19 protein-coding genes and 1 tRNA gene are annotated in these 21,043 nt (G+C 59.0%); 7 read left to right on the top strand and 13 right to left on the bottom strand.

Annotated elements, in window-relative coordinates:
• The first annotated feature begins 16 nt into the window (after nucleotides 1–16).
• Complete coding sequence (locus JNJ45_02640) at nucleotides 17–1,249, top strand: potassium/proton antiporter (GenBank protein ID MBL8047557.1); 1,233 nt, start codon at nucleotides 17–19, stop codon at nucleotides 1,247–1,249.
• Here the strand turns inward: JNJ45_02640 and JNJ45_02635 are convergent.
• Genes JNJ45_02635 through JNJ45_02610 form a run of 6 tightly spaced genes read right to left on the bottom strand, consistent with a single transcriptional unit; the run spans nucleotide 1,206 to nucleotide 5,451 of the window.
• Entirely contained in the window at nucleotides 1,206–2,549 is a 1,344-nt protein-coding gene (locus JNJ45_02635; GenBank protein ID MBL8047556.1) for an HD domain-containing protein, read from the bottom strand. The genes JNJ45_02640 and JNJ45_02635 overlap by 44 nt on opposite strands.
• 47 nt (nucleotides 2,550–2,596) lie before the next feature.
• Nucleotides 2,597–3,088, bottom strand: a complete 492-nt coding sequence (locus tag JNJ45_02630; protein ID MBL8047555.1) for a hypothetical protein — start codon at nucleotides 3,086–3,088, stop codon at nucleotides 2,597–2,599.
• Nucleotides 3,089–3,136: 48 nt separating this feature from the next.
• Nucleotides 3,137–3,484: a hypothetical protein gene (locus JNJ45_02625; protein ID MBL8047554.1), complete on the bottom strand. Its 348-nt coding sequence runs from the start codon at nucleotides 3,482–3,484 to the stop codon at nucleotides 3,137–3,139.
• A 26-nt stretch (nucleotides 3,485–3,510) separates the two neighbouring features.
• The gene (locus JNJ45_02620; protein ID MBL8047553.1) at nucleotides 3,511–4,401 is read right to left on the bottom strand and encodes a hypothetical protein; all 891 of its coding nucleotides are present in this window, start codon (nucleotides 4,399–4,401) and stop codon (nucleotides 3,511–3,513) included.
• 41 nt (nucleotides 4,402–4,442) lie between these two features.
• Nucleotides 4,443–4,883 carry a hypothetical protein gene (locus JNJ45_02615; protein MBL8047552.1) on the bottom strand — a complete coding sequence of 147 codons (441 nt, stop codon included), beginning with the start codon at nucleotides 4,881–4,883 and terminating at the stop codon, nucleotides 4,443–4,445.
• Nucleotides 4,864–5,451 (bottom strand): hypothetical protein, encoded by a 588-nt coding sequence (locus JNJ45_02610; protein ID MBL8047551.1) that lies wholly within the window; start codon nucleotides 5,449–5,451, stop codon nucleotides 4,864–4,866. Before JNJ45_02610 ends, JNJ45_02615 begins: the two co-directional genes overlap by 20 nt.
• Nucleotides 5,452–5,684: 233 nt before the next feature.
• Here JNJ45_02610 and JNJ45_02605 point away from each other — a divergent pair, with 233 nt between their 5' ends.
• The gene (locus JNJ45_02605; GenBank protein ID MBL8047550.1) at nucleotides 5,685–7,868 is read left to right on the top strand and encodes a hypothetical protein; all 2,184 of its coding nucleotides are present in this window, start codon (nucleotides 5,685–5,687) and stop codon (nucleotides 7,866–7,868) included.
• Here JNJ45_02605 and JNJ45_02600 read toward each other — a convergent pair.
• Both JNJ45_02600 and JNJ45_02595 read right to left on the bottom strand, forming a co-directional pair.
• Nucleotides 7,825–7,899, bottom strand: a tRNA-Val gene (locus JNJ45_02600). The two genes, JNJ45_02605 and JNJ45_02600, sit on opposite strands and share 44 nt — an antisense overlap.
• A 20-nt stretch (nucleotides 7,900–7,919) precedes the next feature.
• Nucleotides 7,920–10,331 (bottom strand): EAL domain-containing protein, encoded by a 2,412-nt coding sequence (locus tag JNJ45_02595; GenBank protein MBL8047549.1) that lies wholly within the window; start codon nucleotides 10,329–10,331, stop codon nucleotides 7,920–7,922.
• Between the two features lie 123 nt (nucleotides 10,332–10,454).
• On the opposite strand from JNJ45_02595, the gene JNJ45_02590 reads away from it, so the two are divergent.
• Nucleotides 10,455–12,596 (top strand): M1 family metallopeptidase, encoded by a 2,142-nt coding sequence (locus JNJ45_02590; protein MBL8047548.1) that lies wholly within the window; start codon nucleotides 10,455–10,457, stop codon nucleotides 12,594–12,596.
• A gap of 73 nt (nucleotides 12,597–12,669) precedes the next feature.
• Here the strand turns inward: JNJ45_02590 and JNJ45_02585 are convergent, their stop codons facing one another.
• Both JNJ45_02585 and JNJ45_02580 read right to left on the bottom strand, forming a co-directional pair.
• A complete protein-coding gene (locus JNJ45_02585) occupies nucleotides 12,670–13,737 on the bottom strand; it encodes a PEP-CTERM sorting domain-containing protein (GenBank protein ID MBL8047547.1) in 1,068 nt (355 codons plus the stop codon).
• A 106-nt stretch (nucleotides 13,738–13,843) separates the two neighbouring features.
• Nucleotides 13,844–14,320, bottom strand: a complete 477-nt coding sequence (locus JNJ45_02580; GenBank protein ID MBL8047546.1) for a TetR/AcrR family transcriptional regulator — start codon at nucleotides 14,318–14,320, stop codon at nucleotides 13,844–13,846.
• A 97-nt stretch (nucleotides 14,321–14,417) separates the two neighbouring features.
• On the opposite strand from JNJ45_02580, the gene JNJ45_02575 reads away from it, so the two are divergent.
• Nucleotides 14,418–14,765, top strand: coding sequence for a CrcB family protein (locus JNJ45_02575; protein MBL8047545.1), 348 nt, complete (start codon nucleotides 14,418–14,420; stop codon nucleotides 14,763–14,765).
• Here JNJ45_02575 and JNJ45_02570 read toward each other — a convergent pair.
• The 3 genes from JNJ45_02570 to JNJ45_02560 are packed head-to-tail and all read right to left on the bottom strand — an operon-like array spanning nucleotide 14,762 to nucleotide 17,816.
• Nucleotides 14,762–15,577 carry a carbohydrate ABC transporter permease gene (locus JNJ45_02570; protein MBL8047544.1) on the bottom strand — a complete coding sequence of 272 codons (816 nt, stop codon included), beginning with the start codon at nucleotides 15,575–15,577 and terminating at the stop codon, nucleotides 14,762–14,764. The genes JNJ45_02575 and JNJ45_02570 overlap by 4 nt on opposite strands.
• Nucleotides 15,574–16,458: a sugar ABC transporter permease gene (locus JNJ45_02565; protein MBL8047543.1), complete on the bottom strand. Its 885-nt coding sequence runs from the start codon at nucleotides 16,456–16,458 to the stop codon at nucleotides 15,574–15,576. Before JNJ45_02565 ends, JNJ45_02570 begins: the two co-directional genes overlap by 4 nt.
• Entirely contained in the window at nucleotides 16,455–17,816 is a 1,362-nt protein-coding gene (locus JNJ45_02560; GenBank protein MBL8047542.1) for an extracellular solute-binding protein, read from the bottom strand. Before JNJ45_02560 ends, JNJ45_02565 begins: the two co-directional genes overlap by 4 nt.
• Nucleotides 17,817–17,851: 35 nt before the next feature.
• Here JNJ45_02560 and galT point away from each other — a divergent pair, with 35 nt between their 5' ends.
• Genes galT through JNJ45_02545 form a run of 3 tightly spaced genes read left to right on the top strand, consistent with a single transcriptional unit; the run spans nucleotide 17,852 to nucleotide 21,037 of the window.
• Nucleotides 17,852–18,811 carry a galactose-1-phosphate uridylyltransferase gene (galT, locus tag JNJ45_02555; GenBank protein MBL8047541.1) on the top strand — a complete coding sequence of 320 codons (960 nt, stop codon included), beginning with the start codon at nucleotides 17,852–17,854 and terminating at the stop codon, nucleotides 18,809–18,811.
• Complete coding sequence (locus JNJ45_02550; protein MBL8047540.1) at nucleotides 18,808–19,776, top strand: hypothetical protein; 969 nt, start codon at nucleotides 18,808–18,810, stop codon at nucleotides 19,774–19,776. Before galT ends, JNJ45_02550 begins: the two co-directional genes overlap by 4 nt.
• Nucleotides 19,777–19,792: 16 nt before the next feature.
• Nucleotides 19,793–21,037 (top strand): glycosyltransferase, encoded by a 1,245-nt coding sequence (locus tag JNJ45_02545; protein ID MBL8047539.1) that lies wholly within the window; start codon nucleotides 19,793–19,795, stop codon nucleotides 21,035–21,037.
• Nucleotides 21,038–21,043: the final 6 nt, after the last annotated feature.

Below are 21,043 nucleotides of genomic sequence, written 5' to 3'. Positions count from 1 at the left end.
ATACTGAACTCAAGCCGTGGGTTCCAACCTTTCCCTTGAGGCAGTGTTGCTGATCGTCGGCATGCTGCTCGCCATCTGCGTAGTCAGCGCAAAATTCGCCACCAAGCTTGGCGTGCCCGTGCTGATTGCGTTTGTCGGCTTGGGCATGTTGGCCGGGTCGGATGGTCCGGGCGGAATCTATTTTGCCGACGCCCAAATCGCGCAACGCACCGGCACGGTGTGCCTGCTGTTTATCCTCTTTGCCGGCGGCATGGACCTTCACTGGCATAAGGCCAAGTCGCGAGTAGCGCCCGCTCTCGCGTTGTCCTCGATCGGCGTGGTCATCACCGCCATCTGCATCGGCGCGGCGTCACACGCTTTGCTCAAAATCAGCATGATGGAGGCGCTGCTCCTCGGCGCGATTGTGAGTTCCACCGATGCCGCCGCCATCTTCAGCGTGTTGCCCCGCGGCGAACCCCGACTGAAGCAAAAAATTCATGACATCATCGAGCTCGAATCGGGCACCAACGACCCTACGGCAATCTTCCTCACCAGCGCGCTCATCAGCGTAGTCCAATCCGGTAACCAATTGACTTGGTCGGTGGCCGGGCACTTTGTTTGGGAAATGCTCCTCGGCGGGTTTGGCGGGTGGCTGTTCGGTCGCGCCGGAGTCATCGCCATGCGCAAGGTGCGGCTCCACGCACAAGGGCTGTTCCACGTTGTCAGCATCGCGCTGGTGCTCATTAGCTTCGGCGCCATCGCCCTGATGAAAGGCAACGGATTCTTGGCGGTTTACGTCGCGGGAGTTACCTTTGGCAACGGCGACTTCTCGCAGGTGAAAGGGCTGCGGCGCTTCCACGACGGCATCGCGTGGATCATGCAAATGGCGATGTTCTTTGTGCTGGGGCTGCTGGTGTTCCCGAGCAAACTCCCCGAGGTTGCGTTGGTCGGCATCGCATTGGCGCTGATCCTGATTTTCTTGGCGCGACCCATCGGCGTCCACATCGCGCTATTGCCATTCCGCATGCGCTACCGCGAGCAGGCGATGGTCGCCTGGTGCGGGTTGCGCGGCGCGGTGGCGATTTTGCTCGCAACCTACCCGCTGCTGGCCGGTCTCCCCAACGCGGCGAAGATCTTCGATGTCGTGTTCGTGATCGTCCTCGCGACCGTGCTCATTCAGGGCACGACCCTCAAATGGATCATGGTGAAGCTTGGCCAGACCGAGCCTACGCCGCAATCGGCAGATTCTCTTCCTGCACAATCTCCTTAATCGCGGCGACGCAGTCGCCATCGAACGCCACGCCAATGTCATCGGTTAGGATTTTGTGCACGAGCGCCAGCGGCATCGGGTCGCGATACGGCCGCTTGGCGGTCAGGGCATCGAACACGTCGCAGACCGTCACGATGCGCACATCGAGGCTGAGTTCGTCGCCTTTTTTGCCCTGCCAATAGCCGGTGCCATCGAGTTTTTCGTGGTGCGACGAGGCGATTTCCGCCGCGTATTCGAACCCCGGTATCTCACTGAGAATGCGGTATCCGTTCTCCGGGTGGAGCTTAATGCGATCGAACTCAGTCGCGTCCAGGCGACCCGGCTTTTCGAGAATGCCGGTCGGCACGCCGAGTTTGCCGATATCGTGGAGCAGAGCCGCGCGGCGCAGGTTCAAACGGCGGTGCGGCTCGAAATCGAAGTGGTCGGCGAGCGCCACGGAGTACTGCATTACGCGCGTGGAGTGCTCGGCGGTGAAGCTCGACTTGGCGTCAACGATCATGGCGAAGGCTTCGCAGATGCCATCCACGTCCGAGTCCAGCACCTGCTCGTGCAGCTGCGGAAGCTGCTCGAAGCTGAAATCCTCGTCGCCGATTTTCTCCCAGAAGGCGCTGTCGTTGGCAAAAGCGTCGAGCGCCTTGACAATCTGCGGCTCGAACCACGATCCGCTGCGGCCCTTGGCCATGTCGAGGGCTTCGGTCAGACCAAACGTGGCGAGGAAAATCTCGAAGGTCTGGGCAAATCCGAGGATGCGCGCCAGGGCCGGAATCTCCTGCTCGCGCTTGCCGTAGGGCGCGCCCTTGCCGTCCCAGTGTTCATCAAGATAAAGGATAGCGCCGGCCACGCTCACCCGGAAATTCAGCAGGCTGGCGATGGCCGCGCCGCGGGTGCAGCGCGCCTCGGTCACCTCGTTCATCACCTTGGTCGGCGGCCCCAAATTGCTCGCCATGCGGCGGAGTTTGGCGACCAGAGTCTGCCCGCGCTCCGTGTTTTGCCATGCAAACTTCAGCGATTCGGTGGTGCTCGACCAGTCGATCAGCTTCACCGCGCGCTTCGCCAGGTGCTCGTCGCCGCCAAAGATTTTTTGAATCCGCACCGAGTTGTTCGAGCAGCCCGAATCCTTGAGCAGCGCGGCAAAGTAGAGGTCTTCTTTGGCTTCTTCCGGCATCTGCAACGCCTCGGCCAGACGCACCGCAATGTGCGCCGTCCGCAGGGCGTGCCCCGGCGGCTGCCCTTCGACGAGGTCGAGCGCGCGGCTAAGGGCGGTCAAAATTGTTGCTTTGGAAACAAACAGAAGACTCACGCCTTAGATTTTCGGCACAGCGCGCAAGCTTCTTTGTGAATAAATCCTTACGGGGTGGGGCGCCCTCCCAGCCAGGTGACGTCGAGGCCGTTCGCGATCATGATTTCGGTGAGCTGCCCGATGTGCCCATGCAGGTGCCGCAGGCTCAGAATTTGCAGCTCTAGGCGGCTCACCGTGGGGTACCAGGTGTAGCCGCAGGTCGGCTCGTCCAGGTCCATGACGTCGATTTTGGCGTCCACCATCTGGTCGGTCACCTCGCAAAACTCCAGCATCTGGGCCCGCGTGTAGGGCTCGGCGACCGGCACATCATCGCCCTCCAAGTAGGTGCAATCCTGGCGATGGTGCTCCCACTTTTCCCACTCGGCCAGGTTCGGAAAGAGATAGAGGTGCGCATACGCGAGGGCGTGGAACGCAATCCGCCAGTAGTTTCGCGGGTGCTCGCCGCCCAGCCACACATGCTCGGGCGCGGCTTCGATGGCCTGCCGCATCATGGCGAGCGCGGCGTGGTGCTGATTCTTGAGGGCGGTTCGCACGTCCATGCGATAGTAGACGCAAGTACACGTGCGAGAAGTGCCGCGATTTTCGGGTTAGGTGGATTTCAGTGTCGAGGGCTCGGATGCGGCCTCCGCACGGTACCGAAGTACATACGTCCCCTCCGGCACCGGATCACCATGTTTTGCCGCGTACAGGTGGATGTTGAAGTTGCCGTTTGCGAGCATCCCGACCGAACACTTCACAGCGGTTTTCTTTCCACCTTCAACCTGAATGTTCACGGTTGGAGTCATTCGAAACTGCTGATCAAAGGCAAACTTTGCCACCGGGTTTTGGACGGCGTGTTTTAGTGAAATAGTTATGACTCCGCCCTCCACGCCTGGTGAAAGCACCTTGACTTCCTTTTGAGATGTCATGGCGGGTAACGCCTCGGTCGTAACCAACCTCAACGCTTCGAAGTCCGAGGACTCTACGCGATGCTTAGCGCCTTGGATGCGTAGCGCAAGAACTGATCCGAGTTGATAATATTCAGGTGAAAACCTGCCTTCATCGCCTCTACCGTAAGCAGAGGGTGCTGACGACCTTTTTCTGCGCGACCCTTAAACCAGTCTGGCTTTTCATCGTCAGTCACCAGAATGATTCGGCTAAGAGCTTTTTGCTTTTGCTTGAGGGAGGTGGCGCAATCGAGCAATTGCCTCCACACCAGGAGGTCGCCAAACATGCGGAACATCTTCCGCTCGGCGCTGTAAATGTAGTAGCTTGCCGGGTCATCCTCGCCGCTTGAGGACTTCGATTGGTCTTCGAACCCCGGCGGAACAACCATTCGATACCGCTCTGCTCCGTTCAAAGTGATCCATTGCAACTCTTCGTCCGTTGGCTCGCACCGCTTGGTTTCGTCAAACAACGACTCTAGAAACTTGAAAACGGGATCCTTTGTATTGCGGTCCTTGATTTCCTTCCTTTGTTTCTCAAGCGTAGCAATGAAAGGAGCCGCGAACTTGGTCGAGGCATCGCGCCATTCCGGCTTCATCTGGCCGCTCACATAGTCCGGCGCATCTTCCAGAATCGAGTGCACCGAGCTCAGCTTCGATAACACGCCATCGTACACCTCCAGAGCATCGCTTTTGGCCTTCGCAAACAGAGTTACGAACTCAAACACCACTTGCGGCGGAATCTTGACCGACACGCTTTGGTTTGCCAGTTCTGGGCTGCGCAGCTTCTCCAGAATCTTTAAGTAAGTCTCTGTTGTGCCGACCGGCAACTTGTACAACTTCAGCAGCGTGCTGGTGTCGAATGCGATGAGCACATTCTTAAATTCAATACGGTCAGCCTTGTTGCTGAGCCAAGCCCTCCACCCCATGCCGCACATAATACACGCAATCTGTCAGATGAGCGACAAAATTATTGCCAGGTAAGGCGATCGGGCTTCACGGTGGCGCACGTCGGACCGCCCTTGGCGTCGGTGCATACGAACGTTCCCGTCACCGCGCCCGAGGCCACCATCTCCCAACTGATCCCTGTTAACGGCAGCTTCGCCCGGCGGAATCCGCTCCACCCGCCGAAGCTCGGCCGCCCCCAGCAGACATAGATGAACCGCTCCTGCACCGTGCCTTGCGCAAACGGCCCCAGGAAGTTCGGCGGCGCCGCGCCGGGCTCGTTGCCAAGCCGCAACTCCGCTTCAAAAGTGATGCTGTCGGCGGGCAGCTTTACTCGCTGAACAACATCCTTGCCGCTTTGAATGCCGATCCAAATCTCGCCGTGCCCGCCCCAATCGGGAACGGGCAGGTCGATGCACCGAATCCTTACGCCGAGGGTGCGGCTGTTATCGCCGACGACGTCCACCCTTGAGCAGCACCAGCGCAAACCCAGCAAAGGCTAGCGCCGATGCCGGCTCGGGGACCGCGGCCACCGAGATGTTGTCAACGCCGGTGATTTCCAGCGCGTCGGAGGAGCACGGCATGAACACCCGCACTTCGGTTACGTTGCCCAAAATCGAGTTCAGATTTCCGCTGACCGACCAGGTGTTGGCGTTCAGGGCGCTGGACCAGTTGGTCCAGCCAAACGCCGCCGTGAAGTTGCCCGGGAAGCTGTGCGACATCGAACCGGACGTGCCGGTGATGGTGACGCCCATGGGGAACGGCATAAACACGCCGGCTCGCACGACGCGATAGTCCAGGGAGAATGTGCCGTTGGCGCCGTACGAGGTCAGCCAATTGCCCAAGTAGGTGTTCGGCGCGACGATCTGCCCGCCGTTCGCCGGACCCGAATCGGCGAACTGCAGATGCCCGCCCAGGTTGCCGCCCGCCACCTGGTGCGTCACCCCGCTCGTCTGCGTCCAGCCCTCAAAGCCGGTACTAAAAGTCGTGGTCAGGGCCGAACTCGTCGCCGCCCAACCGATCACTGCACTCACGAAAACACTTCGAGAAATCTGCATATCGCTCACCTTCCTGGTGGTTATACTGCAGGTCGCCGGAATGCGGCTCTTGGGGTGCGGTTTCCGGTAATTGTGCGGGGCGCTGGTCCTGGGCCAGAAGGACTCGACTCATGTAACTCAAAATTGCTGTGCTGCAGGGTACGAACCCACCAATATTCCACATGCAAGTCACGTACACTGCGATTTAACGAGGTTGCAAATAGTAGACGATGATCGATTGGAATGATAATCCGTTGGAAGATGAGGAGCATGATGAGCTGGGTCGCGGACCATTTGCGGCTCTCGTAGCACATGCTCTGCTGGCAGAGAACAAAAAGCGAGCGACAGTCGTTGGGCTAACCGGCGGATGGGGAACAGGAAAGAGCACGGTGGCGAACTTCGTTATTGCTCGCGTTCTAGCCACTGATCCGTCGATCAACGTGGTTCGATTTGAGCCGTGGATGGTGAGTACGCCGGAGGCTTTGGCGCGCGAATTCTTTAAGGAGCTCGGAAAGGCGGTACTGCCGAAGGATAACTCAAAGGAATCTAGGGAGAAACGGGCTAAGTTCTACAGATATACAGCATTAGCATTGGATGCCCTTGCCCTCACCGCCGACGCCACCGGATCTCTAGGGGTGCCGCTTGCCGGTGCGGCCGGAAAGGCTCTGCGAAGCTCCAGAAAAGCCATGGAGATCGCCGTGAAGGGGTTGGCAGAGCAGGCTCAACAGCCAACTCTTAGAGAAGCGAGGGACTCGCTTTCGAAAACCCTAGTTGATCTGGAAAAACCAGTGGTCGTAATGATAGACGATATCGACCGCCTAGACTGCGCGGAGGTTCGCACTGTCTTCCAGCTAATAAAAGCTTGCGCCGACTTTCCCAATGTTCGATATCTGCTACTGTACGATCATGATCAAGTAGTATTCTCACTAAGCGATTCGGTCCATGACAGTAATGCCTTCGTTGAAAAAATCATTGGACAAGCATTCCACCTTCCTCATACTACAATATTGCAACGTCAGCTAACTCTGACGAGGTTTCTAGAAGGTCTTGATCTACACAGTGTTGAAGGCAACGCTAAGGAGCGTCTCCATGATGTATTCCTATGCATCCTTTTGCCGGGCCTTAAGACCGTCCGTCAGATGAAGCGCTATGTTGGGACCGTGCAGTCTTTGCTTCCGGGTGTAACTAGCGGTAACATTCGTAACGTTGACCCAGCAGACTTCCTTGCCCTGGAGTTTCTTAGGCAAACCGTGCCCACGCTTTATGAGGTGTTGCGAGACGAATATTCTCCAGTTCCGGGTGGCATCGTTCAAGAGTACGGTTTTCCTGAGGAGCTAAGCAGGGTGCGCAAGGCCGCCCGCGACGCGGCCACACCGCCTGCAGAACCGTTAAAGACACTTTCTATGGAGGTCCTAAGACTCCTCCAGGATAATATTACAGATACAGACGGTGTTGGAAGAACTTGGGGATTACCACAGCATCGAGATCGGCGTTTCGCCTCAATCCATTGGACCCACGTCTATTTTGGGTATGACTCCGGACGAGCCTCAATGCGCGAAGAAGAGTGGCTCGAGTTAAGAAGGCAACTCGCTGATGGCGAGAACGGCGACAAATGGTTGGTGTTTCTAGACGAGGAAGTAAGTAGGACAAGATTTTCAAACATTGTTGCCGATAGAGCACATGAGTTATCGGTTGTCGAGGCGATGGCACTTCTTACAGGCGTGCTAACATGGGGAGAATCCCAAAGCAATCTGAGGATTAGCTCGTGGGAAGACCCCAGACCTCTTACAGTTGTTCGTCGCATTTCTGCTGCGTGTCTGAGCCGACTTCTCAAAGAGGAGCCTGCTGAAGACGTTATCGGAGAAGTGTGGCTTTGTACAAAAGCACTGTGTTGTTTAAGCTATGTCTGCGCGATGGAGAACAATAATATAACTGTTGCTCACCGTGGTGGAGAGTGGTGTACCCGAGAACAAATGGAGTCTGTCCGAAATTTCATTCTTCCTCTCCTCTTAAAGGCCTGTGATTCAGAAGACTTTTTCCAATCTAATCATGTAGAAGTTTATTTTGATAGCCTGAGGGGATTGCTGGGGCCAAATGAATACTCCAATTGGTTCGAAAGTAGAGCCAAGTTACCGGAGTGGTTGGCAAGCTATGTAAATACAGTTCTTGCAAGCCGCTGGCGCAATAATGTCGGAACGGTTGCTGCCGAACCCGGATCGCAATACTGGATATCGCTGCAAGCACTTGACCGCACGTTACTGACACAAGACGGCATCGCTGCCAGAGAACATTATTTCCAAAATGCGGCGGGAATCAAGATGGTGGCCGATGATTTCAAGTTTGAAAAACAGGAAGCTTGCTCAGCGGAAATGGTGGTCGGTATAGGATTTGAACCTACGACCCCTTCGGTGTGAACGAAGTGCTCTACCACTGAGCTAACCGACCAGTCCCGAAATCATACCCCATCACGCAGCCTCGGCCGACGACCAACCCGCCAGCAACCGTTCGAATTCCGCGCCCGGGATGGGGCGGCTGTAGAAGTATCCCTGCCCGAACTGGCACTGCTGGCCGCGCAAAAACTCGCCTTGCGTGACCGTCTCAATCCCCTCGGCCACCACGTCGATCCGCATCACCTTCGTCATCGAAAGAATCGCCTCCACCACCGCGCGGGCGTGCTCGTCCTCGTCAATCGTCATGACAAACGAGCGGTCGATTTTCAGGCAGTCAATCGGATGCTGATGCAGCGTCGAAAGCGAGGAATAGCCGGTGCCAAAGTCGTCCAGCGCAAACGCCACGCCAAGCTCGCGCAAGGCGGAAATCTTCGATTTCGCCGAGTCCTCGTCAATCAGCACCGATTCGGTCAGCTCAATTTGCAGGTTGGGGGCCGGCAGACCGGTGCGCTCCAAAATAGCTCGGACCTTGCTCACCACGTCGCTTTGCGCGAGTTGCCGCCCCGAGAGGTTGACGCTCATCCGGAAACCCTCGTAGCCCGGAAGTTGCGTCCAGGCGAACGCCGCCTCGCATGCCTTTTCCATCACCCGATATCCGAGTTCGCCGATGAGGCCGCACTGCTCGGCAATGGGAATGAACTCCGCCGGCGAAATCGGTCCGCGCCGCGCGTGAGTCCACCGCGCCAAGGCTTCCGCGCCATGCACGAGGCCGGTTTGCAAGTCCACAATCGGCTGAAAGTGGACGTCAATTTCGTGGTTCACCACGGCCTTGCGCAGCATGTTGCTGAGCTCCAGGCGCTCGGTCGAGGCGTGATCCATGTCGTCGCTAAAGAACTCGAAACAGCCCTTGCCGCGAGCCTTCGCCGCGTACAGCGCGGTGTCGGCCTTCTTCATCATCTCCTCGGCGCTATCCCGGCACCGCGGCGCGTACGCCACGCCGATACTCGCCATCGCGAAAAGCTCTTGCCCGGCCAGCACATAAGGGAACGAAAGGTCCTCCATGATGCGCGCGATAATGCTCGCGGCGTCATCTTTGCTCACCAAATCTCGCACGAGCACCACAAACTCGTCGCCGCCCAGCCGCGCGATCACGTCCTCCGAGCGCACGCATTGCTGCAACCGCCGACCCACCATCACCAGCAGTTCATCGCCGGCCATGTGCCCCAGGCTGTCGTTCACCATCTTAAACGAGTCGAGGTCCAGATACGCGACCGCCACCGCGTGACCCTCGGCGCGGCCGCGCTCCAACGATGCCAGCAAACAGCGGTTGAACAGCGCGCGATTGGCCAAACCCGTGAGGGCATCGTGGTTCGCTTGGTATTCCACAGTTTCGATAGCTGAGTTCAACGAGGTGTTTTGCGAGCGCAGTTCATCTTGCGACTGGCGCAGCTTCAGCGATTCTTGGTCCAGCGTGGCGAGCATGTCGTTGACCGTCCCCGCTAGGTCGGCAAACTCGTCGGTGCCGGACATGGCCACGCGCGCACCTTCGCTGGAGCGAATCGCCTGCATCTGGGCCCGCAGACTAAAGAGCCGACGCAGCACGAAGCGATCTACGAGCACGGTAATGAGCACGCAAGCTAGCAGTCCGACGCCAAAAATGGACCAACTCAGTCGGCTCACACTCTTCATCCCTGCCTCGGCGATGCTGTGCTTCAGGGGTGCGCGCACCAAAGCGATCGGCTCGCCGAAGATGCTTTTCAGTTGTAGGTATCCGTGCCGTTGCACGTCATCCAGCCGCGGCGCGAACATCCCGGTTCCCGCAATCGTGGCGCGCATGGAGCCGGTCACCTCGGCGTCATCGAGGTCGCGCACGCTTGCATCAATCTGCGTGACGTCGCGGACAATCGCTTGAAAGTCGTGGCCGTACCGGCGCGCGAACAACAGGTAGCCATTGCTTGGTCCGGTCTGATCCGACCGCAACACCGGCCTCACGATCACGGAAACCAGTTCGCGCCCGACCAGGACATAGCCGTGAACACCCTCTTTCTTGAAGCCGGGCTCGGCCAGCAATTGCGGCCAGCGCAACGATTCCTGAACCATGTTCAAGTCCAACGGCGCCAAATCCGTAATCCGCCGAGGAAACGAGCCTTCAAACAGCGATCCATCGGGCCGGAAGAAGGCCAGCGCATCGAGCTTCATTTCGCTCACCGTCTGCGGCGTCATGTTGACCGTAACGAACTCAGGGCTCTTGTCGATCAGAAAGCGGTAAGCGTCGTCCCATTGTGCCCAGTCAATCGCCCGGTCGTACTGGGTCTTGTTGACAAGCCGAAATGCCTCGCCGATCCGCTGCAGTTGCTGCTCGCCGTCGCGGTGATCGAGGTCGGTAAAGGTGCGCTGCATCGGCGCCGTGACCGTGGCGATCAGCAATCCAATCGCGCCCAGCAATGACAGGGCCACGGTGAGGATAAGTCGATTACGTACAGTCATACAAACCTTCTCCCCACGTATTTATTCCACTTTGAACCTAATTCTTACAAGTTTCTTATTGCTCTTTTGCCGCAATGTTGGCCGTGCTGAGCGAGAATTGGGGCCGCAAGGTAGCGTTAGAGCATGGCAACACGACATGCCCTGGCCATCGGATTGGCCGGGCTATCTCCCTTTGCGTTTGGACAGAACAACCCGTTTTCGGCGACCACCGCCACCATGACCTACGCGCCCTCGCGCACCTGCGACCTCCTGAACGTGGAAGTGGACATCAACGTGGACTACCCGGCGCGCTCGTTCAGCGGCACCAGCCGCAGCCGCATGGCCGCGCTGCGCAACGGCATTGAAGAGGTCGGCATCATGGCCGGCCCGCAACTCACGATCATGGCGGTGACGCTTAACAATCAGCCCGCGGCCTATCGCCGCGACAAGGGCATGCTCTACGTGAGCACCGGCAAGCTCAAAAAGGGTCAAGAGCTCACAATCGGCGTGCAGTATTCGCAATCCAACTCCAAAGGCACCGGATTCGGTTCGGGCGGCGGCGGCTTCCACTGGATCGAACCGACCGCCGACACCCCGACCCGCGTTGGATTTTGGACGCAAGGCGAAACCGGATACAACTCGCAATGGGCGCCCACGTGGGACTATCCCAACGACTTCGCGACGAGCAAGGTGCGCGTCACGGTTCAGTCCGATTGGACCGCCATCGGCAACGGCACCCTCACCAAAGAAACCACAAGCGGCAACAAAAAAACCTTTGAATGGACGATGACCCAGCCCCACGCGACCTACCTTTTGAGTCTGGCCGGCGGACCACTGGACATCAAAAAGGACAAGTGGCAGGACGTGGACCTTTGGTACGTCGGGCCGCGCGGCAAGGGCAAGTACCTGGAAGACTCGTTTGGCAACACCAAGGACATGCTGACCTTCTTCAGCAACGTGCTGAATGTGAAATACCCCTGGCCGAAATACGCTCAAAACGCGATGTACGACTTTGGCGGCGGCATGGAAAATGTCAGCGCCACCACTCTTGGGCAAAACTCGCTGACCGAAAAGCGCGAAGGCTACTTCGAGATGGACAGCCTGAACTCGCACGAGCTGGCTCACCAATGGTTTGGCGACCTTGTGAGCTGCATGCACTGGGGCGATGCGTGGCTCAACGAGAGCTTTGCGACGTACTTCCAAATTCTCTACTTCGAGCACAGTCGCGGCAAGGCCGGGCTGGACTGGGAAATCGAGGGCGCGATGCGCAGCTACTTCTTCGAGGCGCGGCGTTACAAGCGACCGATTTCGACCAAGTTCTATTCGAACGCCGACGCCATGTTCGATTCGCATAGTTACCCCAAGGGCGGCGTGGTGCTGCACACGTTGCGCAAGCAGATTGGGGACGAAGCCTTCTATCAAGGGCTGAACTACTACCTCACGAAGTGGCGTCACACGCCGGTGGAGAGCGCTCAACTTCGCCGCGCGTTTGCCGAAGGAACCGGCATTAATGTCGAGCCGTTTTGGGATCAATGGATCGACAAACCGGGCCACCCGGTGCTGGAAACCTCCTGGCGTTTGCTCGATACCGCGCTGATGCTCACCGTCAAGCAGGTTCAAAAGACCGACGACGGCACCCCGATCTACACCATTCCGGCCGAAGTGGGCTACATCACCAAGGGCGGTCAGCGCGGCACGCGTCCGATTCGCATCAGCAAGCAACAAGAGGAGTTCACGCTCTCCGTGCCCTCCGATACCGTGGCCGTGATTCTCGATCCGGAACATGACTTCCTGCGCGAGATGGTCAACACCCCCTGGACCAACGAGCAAGCCGAGGCGATTCTCGCTCATGGCTGGGATGCCACCGACCTGCAGCGAGCGTTCGATCAGGTGGTCGGCGCGGGCAACCTTCCCGCCGCCATCGCCGCCGCCCGCAAAGATCGCGAGCACTTCCCCATGATTCGCTCGACCAACACCCTGGTGGCGAAGGCCGAAGAAGGGCAACGCGCCTTTTGGATGGAGGAACTCGCTCACCAAGACTTCGATCGTCGCGCCGCCGCGGTCAACGCGCTGGGTCGGCTGGGCGCCAACGCCGAGGCCAGCCGTGCGCTCCGCGACCTCATCAACGATAAGAGTCCGGTCGAGGTGGTGGTGAACGCCATTCGCGCCCTGCAAGCATGGGACGCCAAGGGCAACCGCGGCACCTTTGAATCCGCCGCCAAGATTGACGACATGCGGGGCCGCATCAAGCGCGCCGCCGATGCCGCGATTCGCGCCGGAAACTAAGCTAAAAAAAGGAGAGACCCCGGCACTGCAGGTGGCCGGGGCTCTCTTTTTTGTGTTGATTGGTCGGGAGTGGTTAGGCTTTCTTGCGGCGAATGAACAGCGCCGCGCCAAGACCGAGAGCAAGGAGCGAACCCGGCTCGGGGACTGGCTTGAAGCTGCTGATGCCACGGTAGGCGGTGTTGGTGGCCGCCGTCGCGATCGCCGAGAAGGAGCTCGCGCCGAGCGTGCCGTTGTAACCCGTCGAGTCTACAATCTTGCCGATTTGAGTCGGGCTGGTTGCGTAGAGCTCCACGTCATTGCCGTTCTTTATGGCCGTGAGGTTTTGGAACGAACCAAACGATGAACCATTGTTGCCGTTGGAAACCCAAATCCCACCGACCAGGCTCATCTTGATGAGGCGGCTGGCCACCGTATCCATGGCGTAAAGAGTGTCAACACCCGCGACGGATGCATCGAGGTCCAAGGCAATAAAGCCGTGAACGGCGTTGTTAAGGCCAGGCGAATAGATGGGGTTGGCGGCCGTGGTTCCAGTTGGCATGTTGCCGTACGTTTGCACCTTGCCGGTGATTGCGGTTGAACCGTTCGAAGCCCAAAGATTGCCACCGAACATGTTTACTTGTCGCGAGTTTCGAGCGTCAACCACGGTTGCCGCTTGCGAAGACCCAGCCCCACCGATGTACGCGACCGAACTGGCACTGCCAATCCAATACTGGCCACCATTGTTGGTGACTGCACTGCGGAAGATGCCGGAGATACCAGTGACATCCGTAAGCGTATCAACGTTTCCGGCTAAGTCCACTGAGCCAACCGCCCGACCAGTGCTGGTCGCGAGGCCCGCATCGCGGCGATAACCGCCGAACGAAATCCGCGAGCCGTCGTTGGAGAGGCTGAGGATCCCTTCGGTTACGCCTGTACCGCCGACCGTAAGTGCGTTTGCGCCGGACGATGCAACGGAGATGGACTGGACGAGCACGCCACTGGTGGTGTATTCGTCAAGAAATACTGCTGCCGTGGATGCCGTCAGCGCGCCAGAACCAGTTCCGGCTCGCATCACCACGAGATTATTTGCGTTAATGGGCGCCGCTGTTGCAGCCACACCGGCCACAATTCCCGCCACCACTAAGGTTGCTTTGATTTTCATATACTCCCTTCTTTGCGGCGGACAAACCCCGCCAGACTTCATTAGTATAGTTCAACCAAGGAGAAAACGGGGGCGAACCACTCCGGCAATATTGCCAGTATTTTGATTAGGCCAGCAGTTTGGCAAGGGCCGCGTCGCGGATGCTTGGCTTCACTTGGCGATCTTGACGGATCGCCTCGACCGCGAAACCCTGGGCCAGGCCCAGCACTTCCATTGCGCGGTTTTGAGCCAGTTTCGGCTTGAGGTTCTGGCGGCAAGTCTCGAAAAACGCGGCCAGTTCGCGGCCGACCTCGGGGTCGTCGTAGCTCGCCATGGCCGCCGTGCGAACGGCGAGCTCAATTCCAGGATGCATGTCTTCCGGGTCGCAACACCACATCGCAAACCACTCGTCAAGGTCGGCGTCGTTGAGGCGGGCCTGCAAATCCGTGAGGCAACGCTGAAGAACCGCGATAAACATCTCGCGCTTGCTGGGATAAGCCTTATAGAGGCTGCCCTTGCTGAGGCCGGTCGCGATTTCCAGGTCGGAAAGCGATGTCGCGTGCAGGCCGTTGCGCATGAACGGGATGAGAGCGGCGTCAAGCATCTCGTCCTTGGGCAATTTTCGGGGTCGTCCCGGGGGCATCAACCTTAGGACGGCATTTGGAACCGAATGGTCACATACATTGGACTAAACTGAAACCATGAACGGCGCAATGGTGTTTCTCGGAAGCGGGCTCGGCGGTTTGGTGCGATGGCAACTTGGGCTTAGGCTACCGCTCAACTCGCCGTGGCCCACCCTGGTCGTGAACATCATCGGCAGTCTGCTGTTGGGATGGCTCTTCGCCCGGATGGGGTCCGACCGCGAGCGCGCCGAGTGGTTGCTCGCCGGAGTCGGATTCTGTGGTGGGCTTACCACCATGAGCACCTTTGCCCTGGAAAACGTGGTTCTCGCGCAACACTCCTCATGGCGAATGGTGGCAGCCTACGCGGTTGTCACGTTGGTTCTGTGCGTGCTCGGGTGCTGGGCCGGCTTTCGCATTGGCAGTTAGCCCTTAACGGCCCCCGCCACCATGGTTTGCTGAATCTTCTCCCGGAACACAAAGTAGACAATCATCAGCGGCACCATCACAATCACCATGCCCGCAAAGAGCGCGCCCCAATCGCCTTGATATTGCTGGGTCATCATGATGCGGCCCATGCCCACCGGCATGGTGTACTTGTCCGTGTCGGAGATCAGCACTAGGGCGAGCGAGTACTCGTTCCAGAGCCCGATGATGTTGAAGATCAGCGCTACCAGGAGTCCAGGTTTGGCGAGCGGCAACATCACTCGCCAAAACGTTTGCGCGTGACTCGCTCCGTCCACGGAAGCTGATTCGATCAGCTCGTCGGGAAGAATCTGGAAAAACCCGAACAGCACAAACACCGTAAACGGCAGCGAAAACGCCACGTAGATCAAGATTAATCCGAGCTGTGTGTTGTAAAGGTGCAGCATTTGCGCCAGCATAAACAGCGGCACAATCGCTAAAAACTGCGGCACAATCATCCCCGCGCTAAACCCGGAAAGAATGAGCTTGCTCCCCCGAAACGGGAACTTCGCCAGCACATAAGAAGCCATCGCCGAGATCGGGATGAGAATGGCCAAGGTCATGATGACCGTGACCAGACTATTGACGAAGTACTTGCTAAACTCGGACTTGGTCCACGCGTTGACATAGTTGGCAAAGTTCGGACTCTTCGGCAAACTCCACGGGTGGCTGATGATCTCGTTGCCGGGCTTGAACGAGTTGAACACAATCCACACGAACGGCAGAATAACGATGGCGAGGAACAGCCATGTCAGCGTGGCGCGGGTGAGTTTCACGAGTCACGCCCTCCTGAAGGATTTCGCCGATAGATGAAGTTGATCACCCCCGCCACTGCTAACACGACAACCAGGTTCACCGTGGCGAGCGCCGTCGCGTAACCGAAATCGCTGTTCGAGAACCCCGTTTCGTACAGGTAAGTCAGCATCACTTCGCTACTACGGTTCGGGCCGCCAGCGGTCATGAGTTGCACCAGCGCAAACATGTTCATCGTCGCAATCGCAACATGGGTCAGCGTCATGCGCTTGATCGACCACAAGAGCGGCCACGTAATCTGCCGAAACCGCTGCCAAGGTCGAACACCATCGAGGTCGGCGGCTTCATAAATCTCTTCCGGGATTCCCTTGATCCCGGCCGCGAACAGCATGGAGTAAAAGCAGAATCCATACCAGATAAAGGCGACCATCACGCACAGCAGCGCGGTTTTTGTATCCCCGAGCCAAGCCGGCGGATCCTTCACCCCGAGTGCTTTCGCGATGATGGTGACCGGCCCTAACGTGGGGTTGAAAATAAACCGCCACATCACCGCGACGATGACCATGCTCACCATGTGTGGAAGCAGATAACTCGCGCGCAAAGCCTTGGTCAGGCGACCATTCCCTTGGAGCAAATGCGCGACAACAATGGCAATCAAGAGAACCGCGATTCCGCAGCCCACAAAAATGATCAGGTTATGCTGAATCGCGCCAACAAATATCTTATCCTTCGCGAGGTCCTGAAAGTTCTTAAGACCAACGTATTCGCGGTTATCGCTGAGCCCGGACCAGTTAAACAGCGACATGAAAAAGGCTTGCGCTACGGGATACAAAAAGAGCAACCCGTACAGCCCCATAGCCGGGGCTAAGAACGCAAACCTAAACCAGCCGCCGCCGCGCTTCATCCGCGCGAATACTTGTGCTTCATCACCTTGGCGTCGTTACGGGTTTCTTCCGCCGCCGCCTCGCAAGCTTCGGCAAACTGCTTCGGCGTAATCTCGCCATTCATCAGCTGAGCCGTCGCGCCCTCCAGCGCCTTTTTAAACTTGGGATACCAAATGCTAAACATGGGCGACCACACGGCTTGGCTCTGGCCAAACAAGCGCGCCGGCTCCTTCAGATGCTCAGGCAACTTTGCCTTTTCGTTCGCGCCCTTTATGCCCATCAACGTGCCCTTCGCCTCGACAAATCGCACCGCGTTTTCTTGGGTGGTCATGTACTTGTAAAGCTCAATGCCGCCGAGCGGATTCTTACCCTTCGCCGGAATGACCCACGGCTCAATGCCAACGCAAATGTTGGTCGCGTCCTTGCCGCTCGCGAGCGCCGGCGGCAGCATAAAGACCGCCTCGGCGCCCTTTGGCCACACGTCCTTCATCTCCGAATGGAGCCACGTGCCGCAGGGAATCATGGCCGCCTTGCCGAGCAAGAATTCGCTCTGCGATTCGGTGTGCGACATGCCGGTTGCGCCCGATTGGAAGAATCCCTTCGTGCGGAGTTCGGTCATCATTTCTGCCGCCTTCACCACCGCCGCCGAGCCCCAAGCGCCCGGCACCAGGTTCTGCATGTCGTCGAGTTGCTGCATTCCGCCCGCCGAAATGGCCCACGGAAGCACGAATCCGAAGATGCTGTAATACGGATATTGACCTTGGAAAGTGATCGGCGCGATGCCCTTCGCCTTAAGTTGCTCGCCGACCGTGAGCAGTTCTTCGTAGGTCGTCGGCACCTTCAGGCCGTTCTTGTCGAACACGGTTTTGTTCGCCCACCAGCCATTGATGTTGAAATGGTACGGCAGCATCCAGGTCTTGCCGTCTTCTTGCCCGAGCGCAAGGAGGCCCGGTTCGAACGTTTCGCGCCACTTGGTTTTGCCGTCGGCGGCCATCGAATCCAGCGCTTCGTCCAGCTGCATGAGTTGGTTTTCCTTCACCAACTTCCAATAGTCCATGCCCCAACCCGGCCAGGTCAAATCGGGCGGGTTTCCACCGACGAATCGCGGCTGAAGTTGCAGCCAAATGCGCGGGTCGCCCCCGACCTTGACTTCCACTTTCTTGGCGGCGGCAAACTCCTTGCCGAACTCTTCAAACATGTCCAGGCCGTAACCGCCTTGGAAGCTCGATACCTCCACCTTGTTGCCCATTTTGAGAGCCGCAAATCCACTGGATTTACTCGCGCCACCGGAGGCGCTTTCGGAGCCACCGCCGGAGCCGCAACCTGCCAAAAGGAGCCCGGCTCCCACCACCATCGAAACGAGCGTCACACGCATCATGTCGCAAGTCTAGCACGGCGGTAACCTAGCCGTACATGCCGACCGGGAGCCATCGACGTTTGAACCTGCTGACTGGCGAATGGGTCGTGGTTTCGCCACACCGCAGCGACCGGCCGTGGCTGGGCGCGGCCGAGCCTTTTGCACCCCCGGCCAGCGCGGATGGATGCACGCTGTGCCCGGGCGCGACGCGCGCCTCCGGCGAGGTGAACTCGCTGTACGAAGGACCGTGGTGGTTCGCCAACGACTTCCCCGCCCTCGCCTTGTCGCAGGTTAGTGAGCCGCAGGGCTTGTTCCGAGCCGAGCCCGCCGATGGCACGTGCCGAGTGTTGCTCTACGGACCGGACCATCACCGCCCGCTCAGCCAGTTTTCTCAGGCCGATATCGAGGCCGTCATCCAGCTATGGCAGGCGCACGAGAACGAGCTGTTTCGCGACCACACCTACGTTCAAATTTTCGAGAATCGTGGCGAGGCGATGGGAGCCTCAAACCCGCACCCGCACGGCCAGGTGTGGGCGACCAAATTTCTGCCGAGCCTCGTGCAGCGGGAAATGGAGCATCAAGCGAGCCACCCCGGCGAGCTCCTCATGGAGGTGGCCGCCGCCGAAATCGCGAGCGGCGAGCGAGTCGTGGCGCTCAACGACGACTGGCTGGTGGTGGTACCGTTTTGGGCGGCTTGGCCGTTCGAAACCCTGCTCTTGCCACGCCGGAGCATGCGCCGTTTAGCCGAAGCCGAGCCGGGACCGCTCGCCGAGATTCTCGGCCAGTTGTTGTGGGCGTACGATCGCCTGTTCGAGTGCCCTTTTCCGTATAGCATGGGTTGGCATCCAGCGCCCGCCGAGGCCAGCAAGTGGCAACTTCACGCGCACTTTTATCCGCCGCTTCTGCGCTCGGCGAGCGTCCGCAAGTTCATGGTCGGGTTCGAGTTGCTCGCCGAACCTCAGCGCGACCTTACGCCCGAGCAAGCCGCTGCTCGGCTCCGGGAGTGTGTTCGATGACCATCCGCGTGCCGGGCCGGGTGAACCTCATGGGCGATCACGTGGACTATCACGACGGCATCGTCGTGCCGTGCGCCATCAATGCGTTTATCACGGTGCGGGCCGAGCTCGACGACGGGCCGTGGACCACGTCGGCTTCGGTCGGAGAGCAGTGGCAATGCTTACCGCGCGGCGTTATCGAACTGCTGGGCGAGGTTCCGCCATTTGCCGCGCACGTCGAGTCCACGTTGCCCGTTGGCGCGGGCCTCAGTTCTAGCGCGGCGATTGCGGTTGCGTTCGCTCATTTGGGCGCGAACTTCCAGGGCCAGCCAATCAACCGGCTGACACTCGCCAAACTCGCTCAGCGCGCCGAGCACGAATACGCCGGGGTGATGTGTGGCCTCATGGATCAACTGGCCGTCAGCTACGGACAGGCAGGTCGCGCGCTAAGAATCGACCTGCAAACCGAAACGATCACCCCGATTCCCATTCCCGAAGCGTGGACCATCGCGCTGATTCCTACCGGTGTGACGCACGAACTCGCGTCCACCGAGTACGGTCAACGCCGCGCGGCGACCATGGCGACCGCCCAGCGATTGGGGCTCACGACGCTACGCAACTCCACCGCCGATCAAGTAAAAAGTGACCCTCTCGCCACGCACGTGGTGGACGAGATCGCCCGCGCCGAAGCCTTTTGCGCCGCCCTCCTTAACGCCGACGAGACCGTAGCCGGAGCCCTCATGCGGGCCAGCCACGAGAGCCTCGACCAACTCTATCGCGTCTCCTGCCCCGAACTCAACGCGGCGGCGGCCCGAGCGTGGGCCGCGCCGGGTTGCATCGGCGCGCGTATGACGGGCGGCGGATTCGGCGGTTCCGTCGTCGCTCTGGTTCACCAAAACCGAAAAGCTGCCTTCCACCGTGCAGTGCCCGAAGCCCGATTTGTGGAACCTGTTGATGGGGCGCGGTTCGTTTCCGAACCGGGGTAAACCCTCAACTCAAGCGATGAAGGTTTTACTGTTTGCGAGCGTGGCCGAGGGGCACCAACTGATTTTGCACGCCCGCACCATCCTGCACGAGTGCCATCGCCGGGGCTGGACCACGCATTTGGTCGTGCCCGAGGCCGTGACGCAGCACAAAACTTGGCCGGTTTTGCAGGCCGAATTCGGCGACAAGCTCACGTTCTCGCTCATGCCAAACCCGCATCCCGAGGTGAAAAAATGGCCCTTCCTCAATGAGTTTCGCCGAATCCTCGTGCCCGATTTCGCGCATCGCAAGGCCTACTTGACCGGGCTGGCCGAGTCTCGGAAAGTGTTCACGCCCGACGCCATCTACATGGTCAACTTCGAGAGTCTGGAGCGGAGCGTGGCGATCCTCGGGTTCGACGCGGGCGGCACGCCGCTCACCGGCATGCTCATGGGGCGCAGCTTCCACTACGCGCCGATGGGCATTCCCGTGCCGATGGGCAAGTTTGAGAGCATCTTCAGCCCGAAGTTTTTCCGCCGCTTCCTGCGCCGCAAGGAACTCACAAAACTGGCGATCATCGACCCGCTTCTGGAGGAGTACATCCAAAAAGAAAAGCTTCCCGGCGGCGAAAAGGTGACCTTCGTGCCCGACATCGGCAAGCTGATGGTGGTGCCCCGCGAGCAATCGCTCCACGCGGAACTCGGCATCGCGAGCGACGAGTTTGTGCTCCTCAGCTTTGGGTGGCTCCACCCGCGCAAGGGGATCGCGGAGATTCTGGCCGCGATGGATCACGCAGAGTGGCCCGAAAAAGCGCGCGTGCTCATGGTCGGTTCCGCGCGCCCCGAAGCCAAGGTGCTCCTCGAATCCGATTCAGCCAAGCGCCACATGGCGAGCGGTCGGCTCATCGTGAAAGAAGGCTTCGCCGATGACCTCATAGAAGGACGCGCCTTTGCCACCGCCGACGCGATTTGGCTGGGGTACAAGGGCCACTGGACCATGAGTGGCGTGCTCGTGCAGGCCTGCATCGCGGGCAAGCCGGTTGTCGCCATGAACCAAGGGCTCATTGGCTGGTACACGCGCCGCTACAACATCGGCGTCGAGGTGGATATTGATTCGCCGGCGTCCATTGGCGAAGGAATTCGCAAACTGATGGACAGCCCCGAGCTTGTCCGTTCTTGCGCCGAGAGCGCAAGCGCCATCGCGCAACTGCACGAGCCAGGTTCCTTTGAGCGCAATATTTGCAATCTCATCGAAACTGCGGTTAGCAAAAATACGAGGGCTTAAATCGCC

Origin of the sequence: Chthonomonas sp., assembly GCA_016788425.1 — a bacterium.
Lineage (GTDB): Bacteria > Armatimonadota > Fimbriimonadia > Fimbriimonadales > Fimbriimonadaceae > JAEURQ01.
The sequence above is the reverse complement of the archived record's forward strand: the minus strand, read 5'-3'. Positions and strand labels throughout refer to the sequence as shown.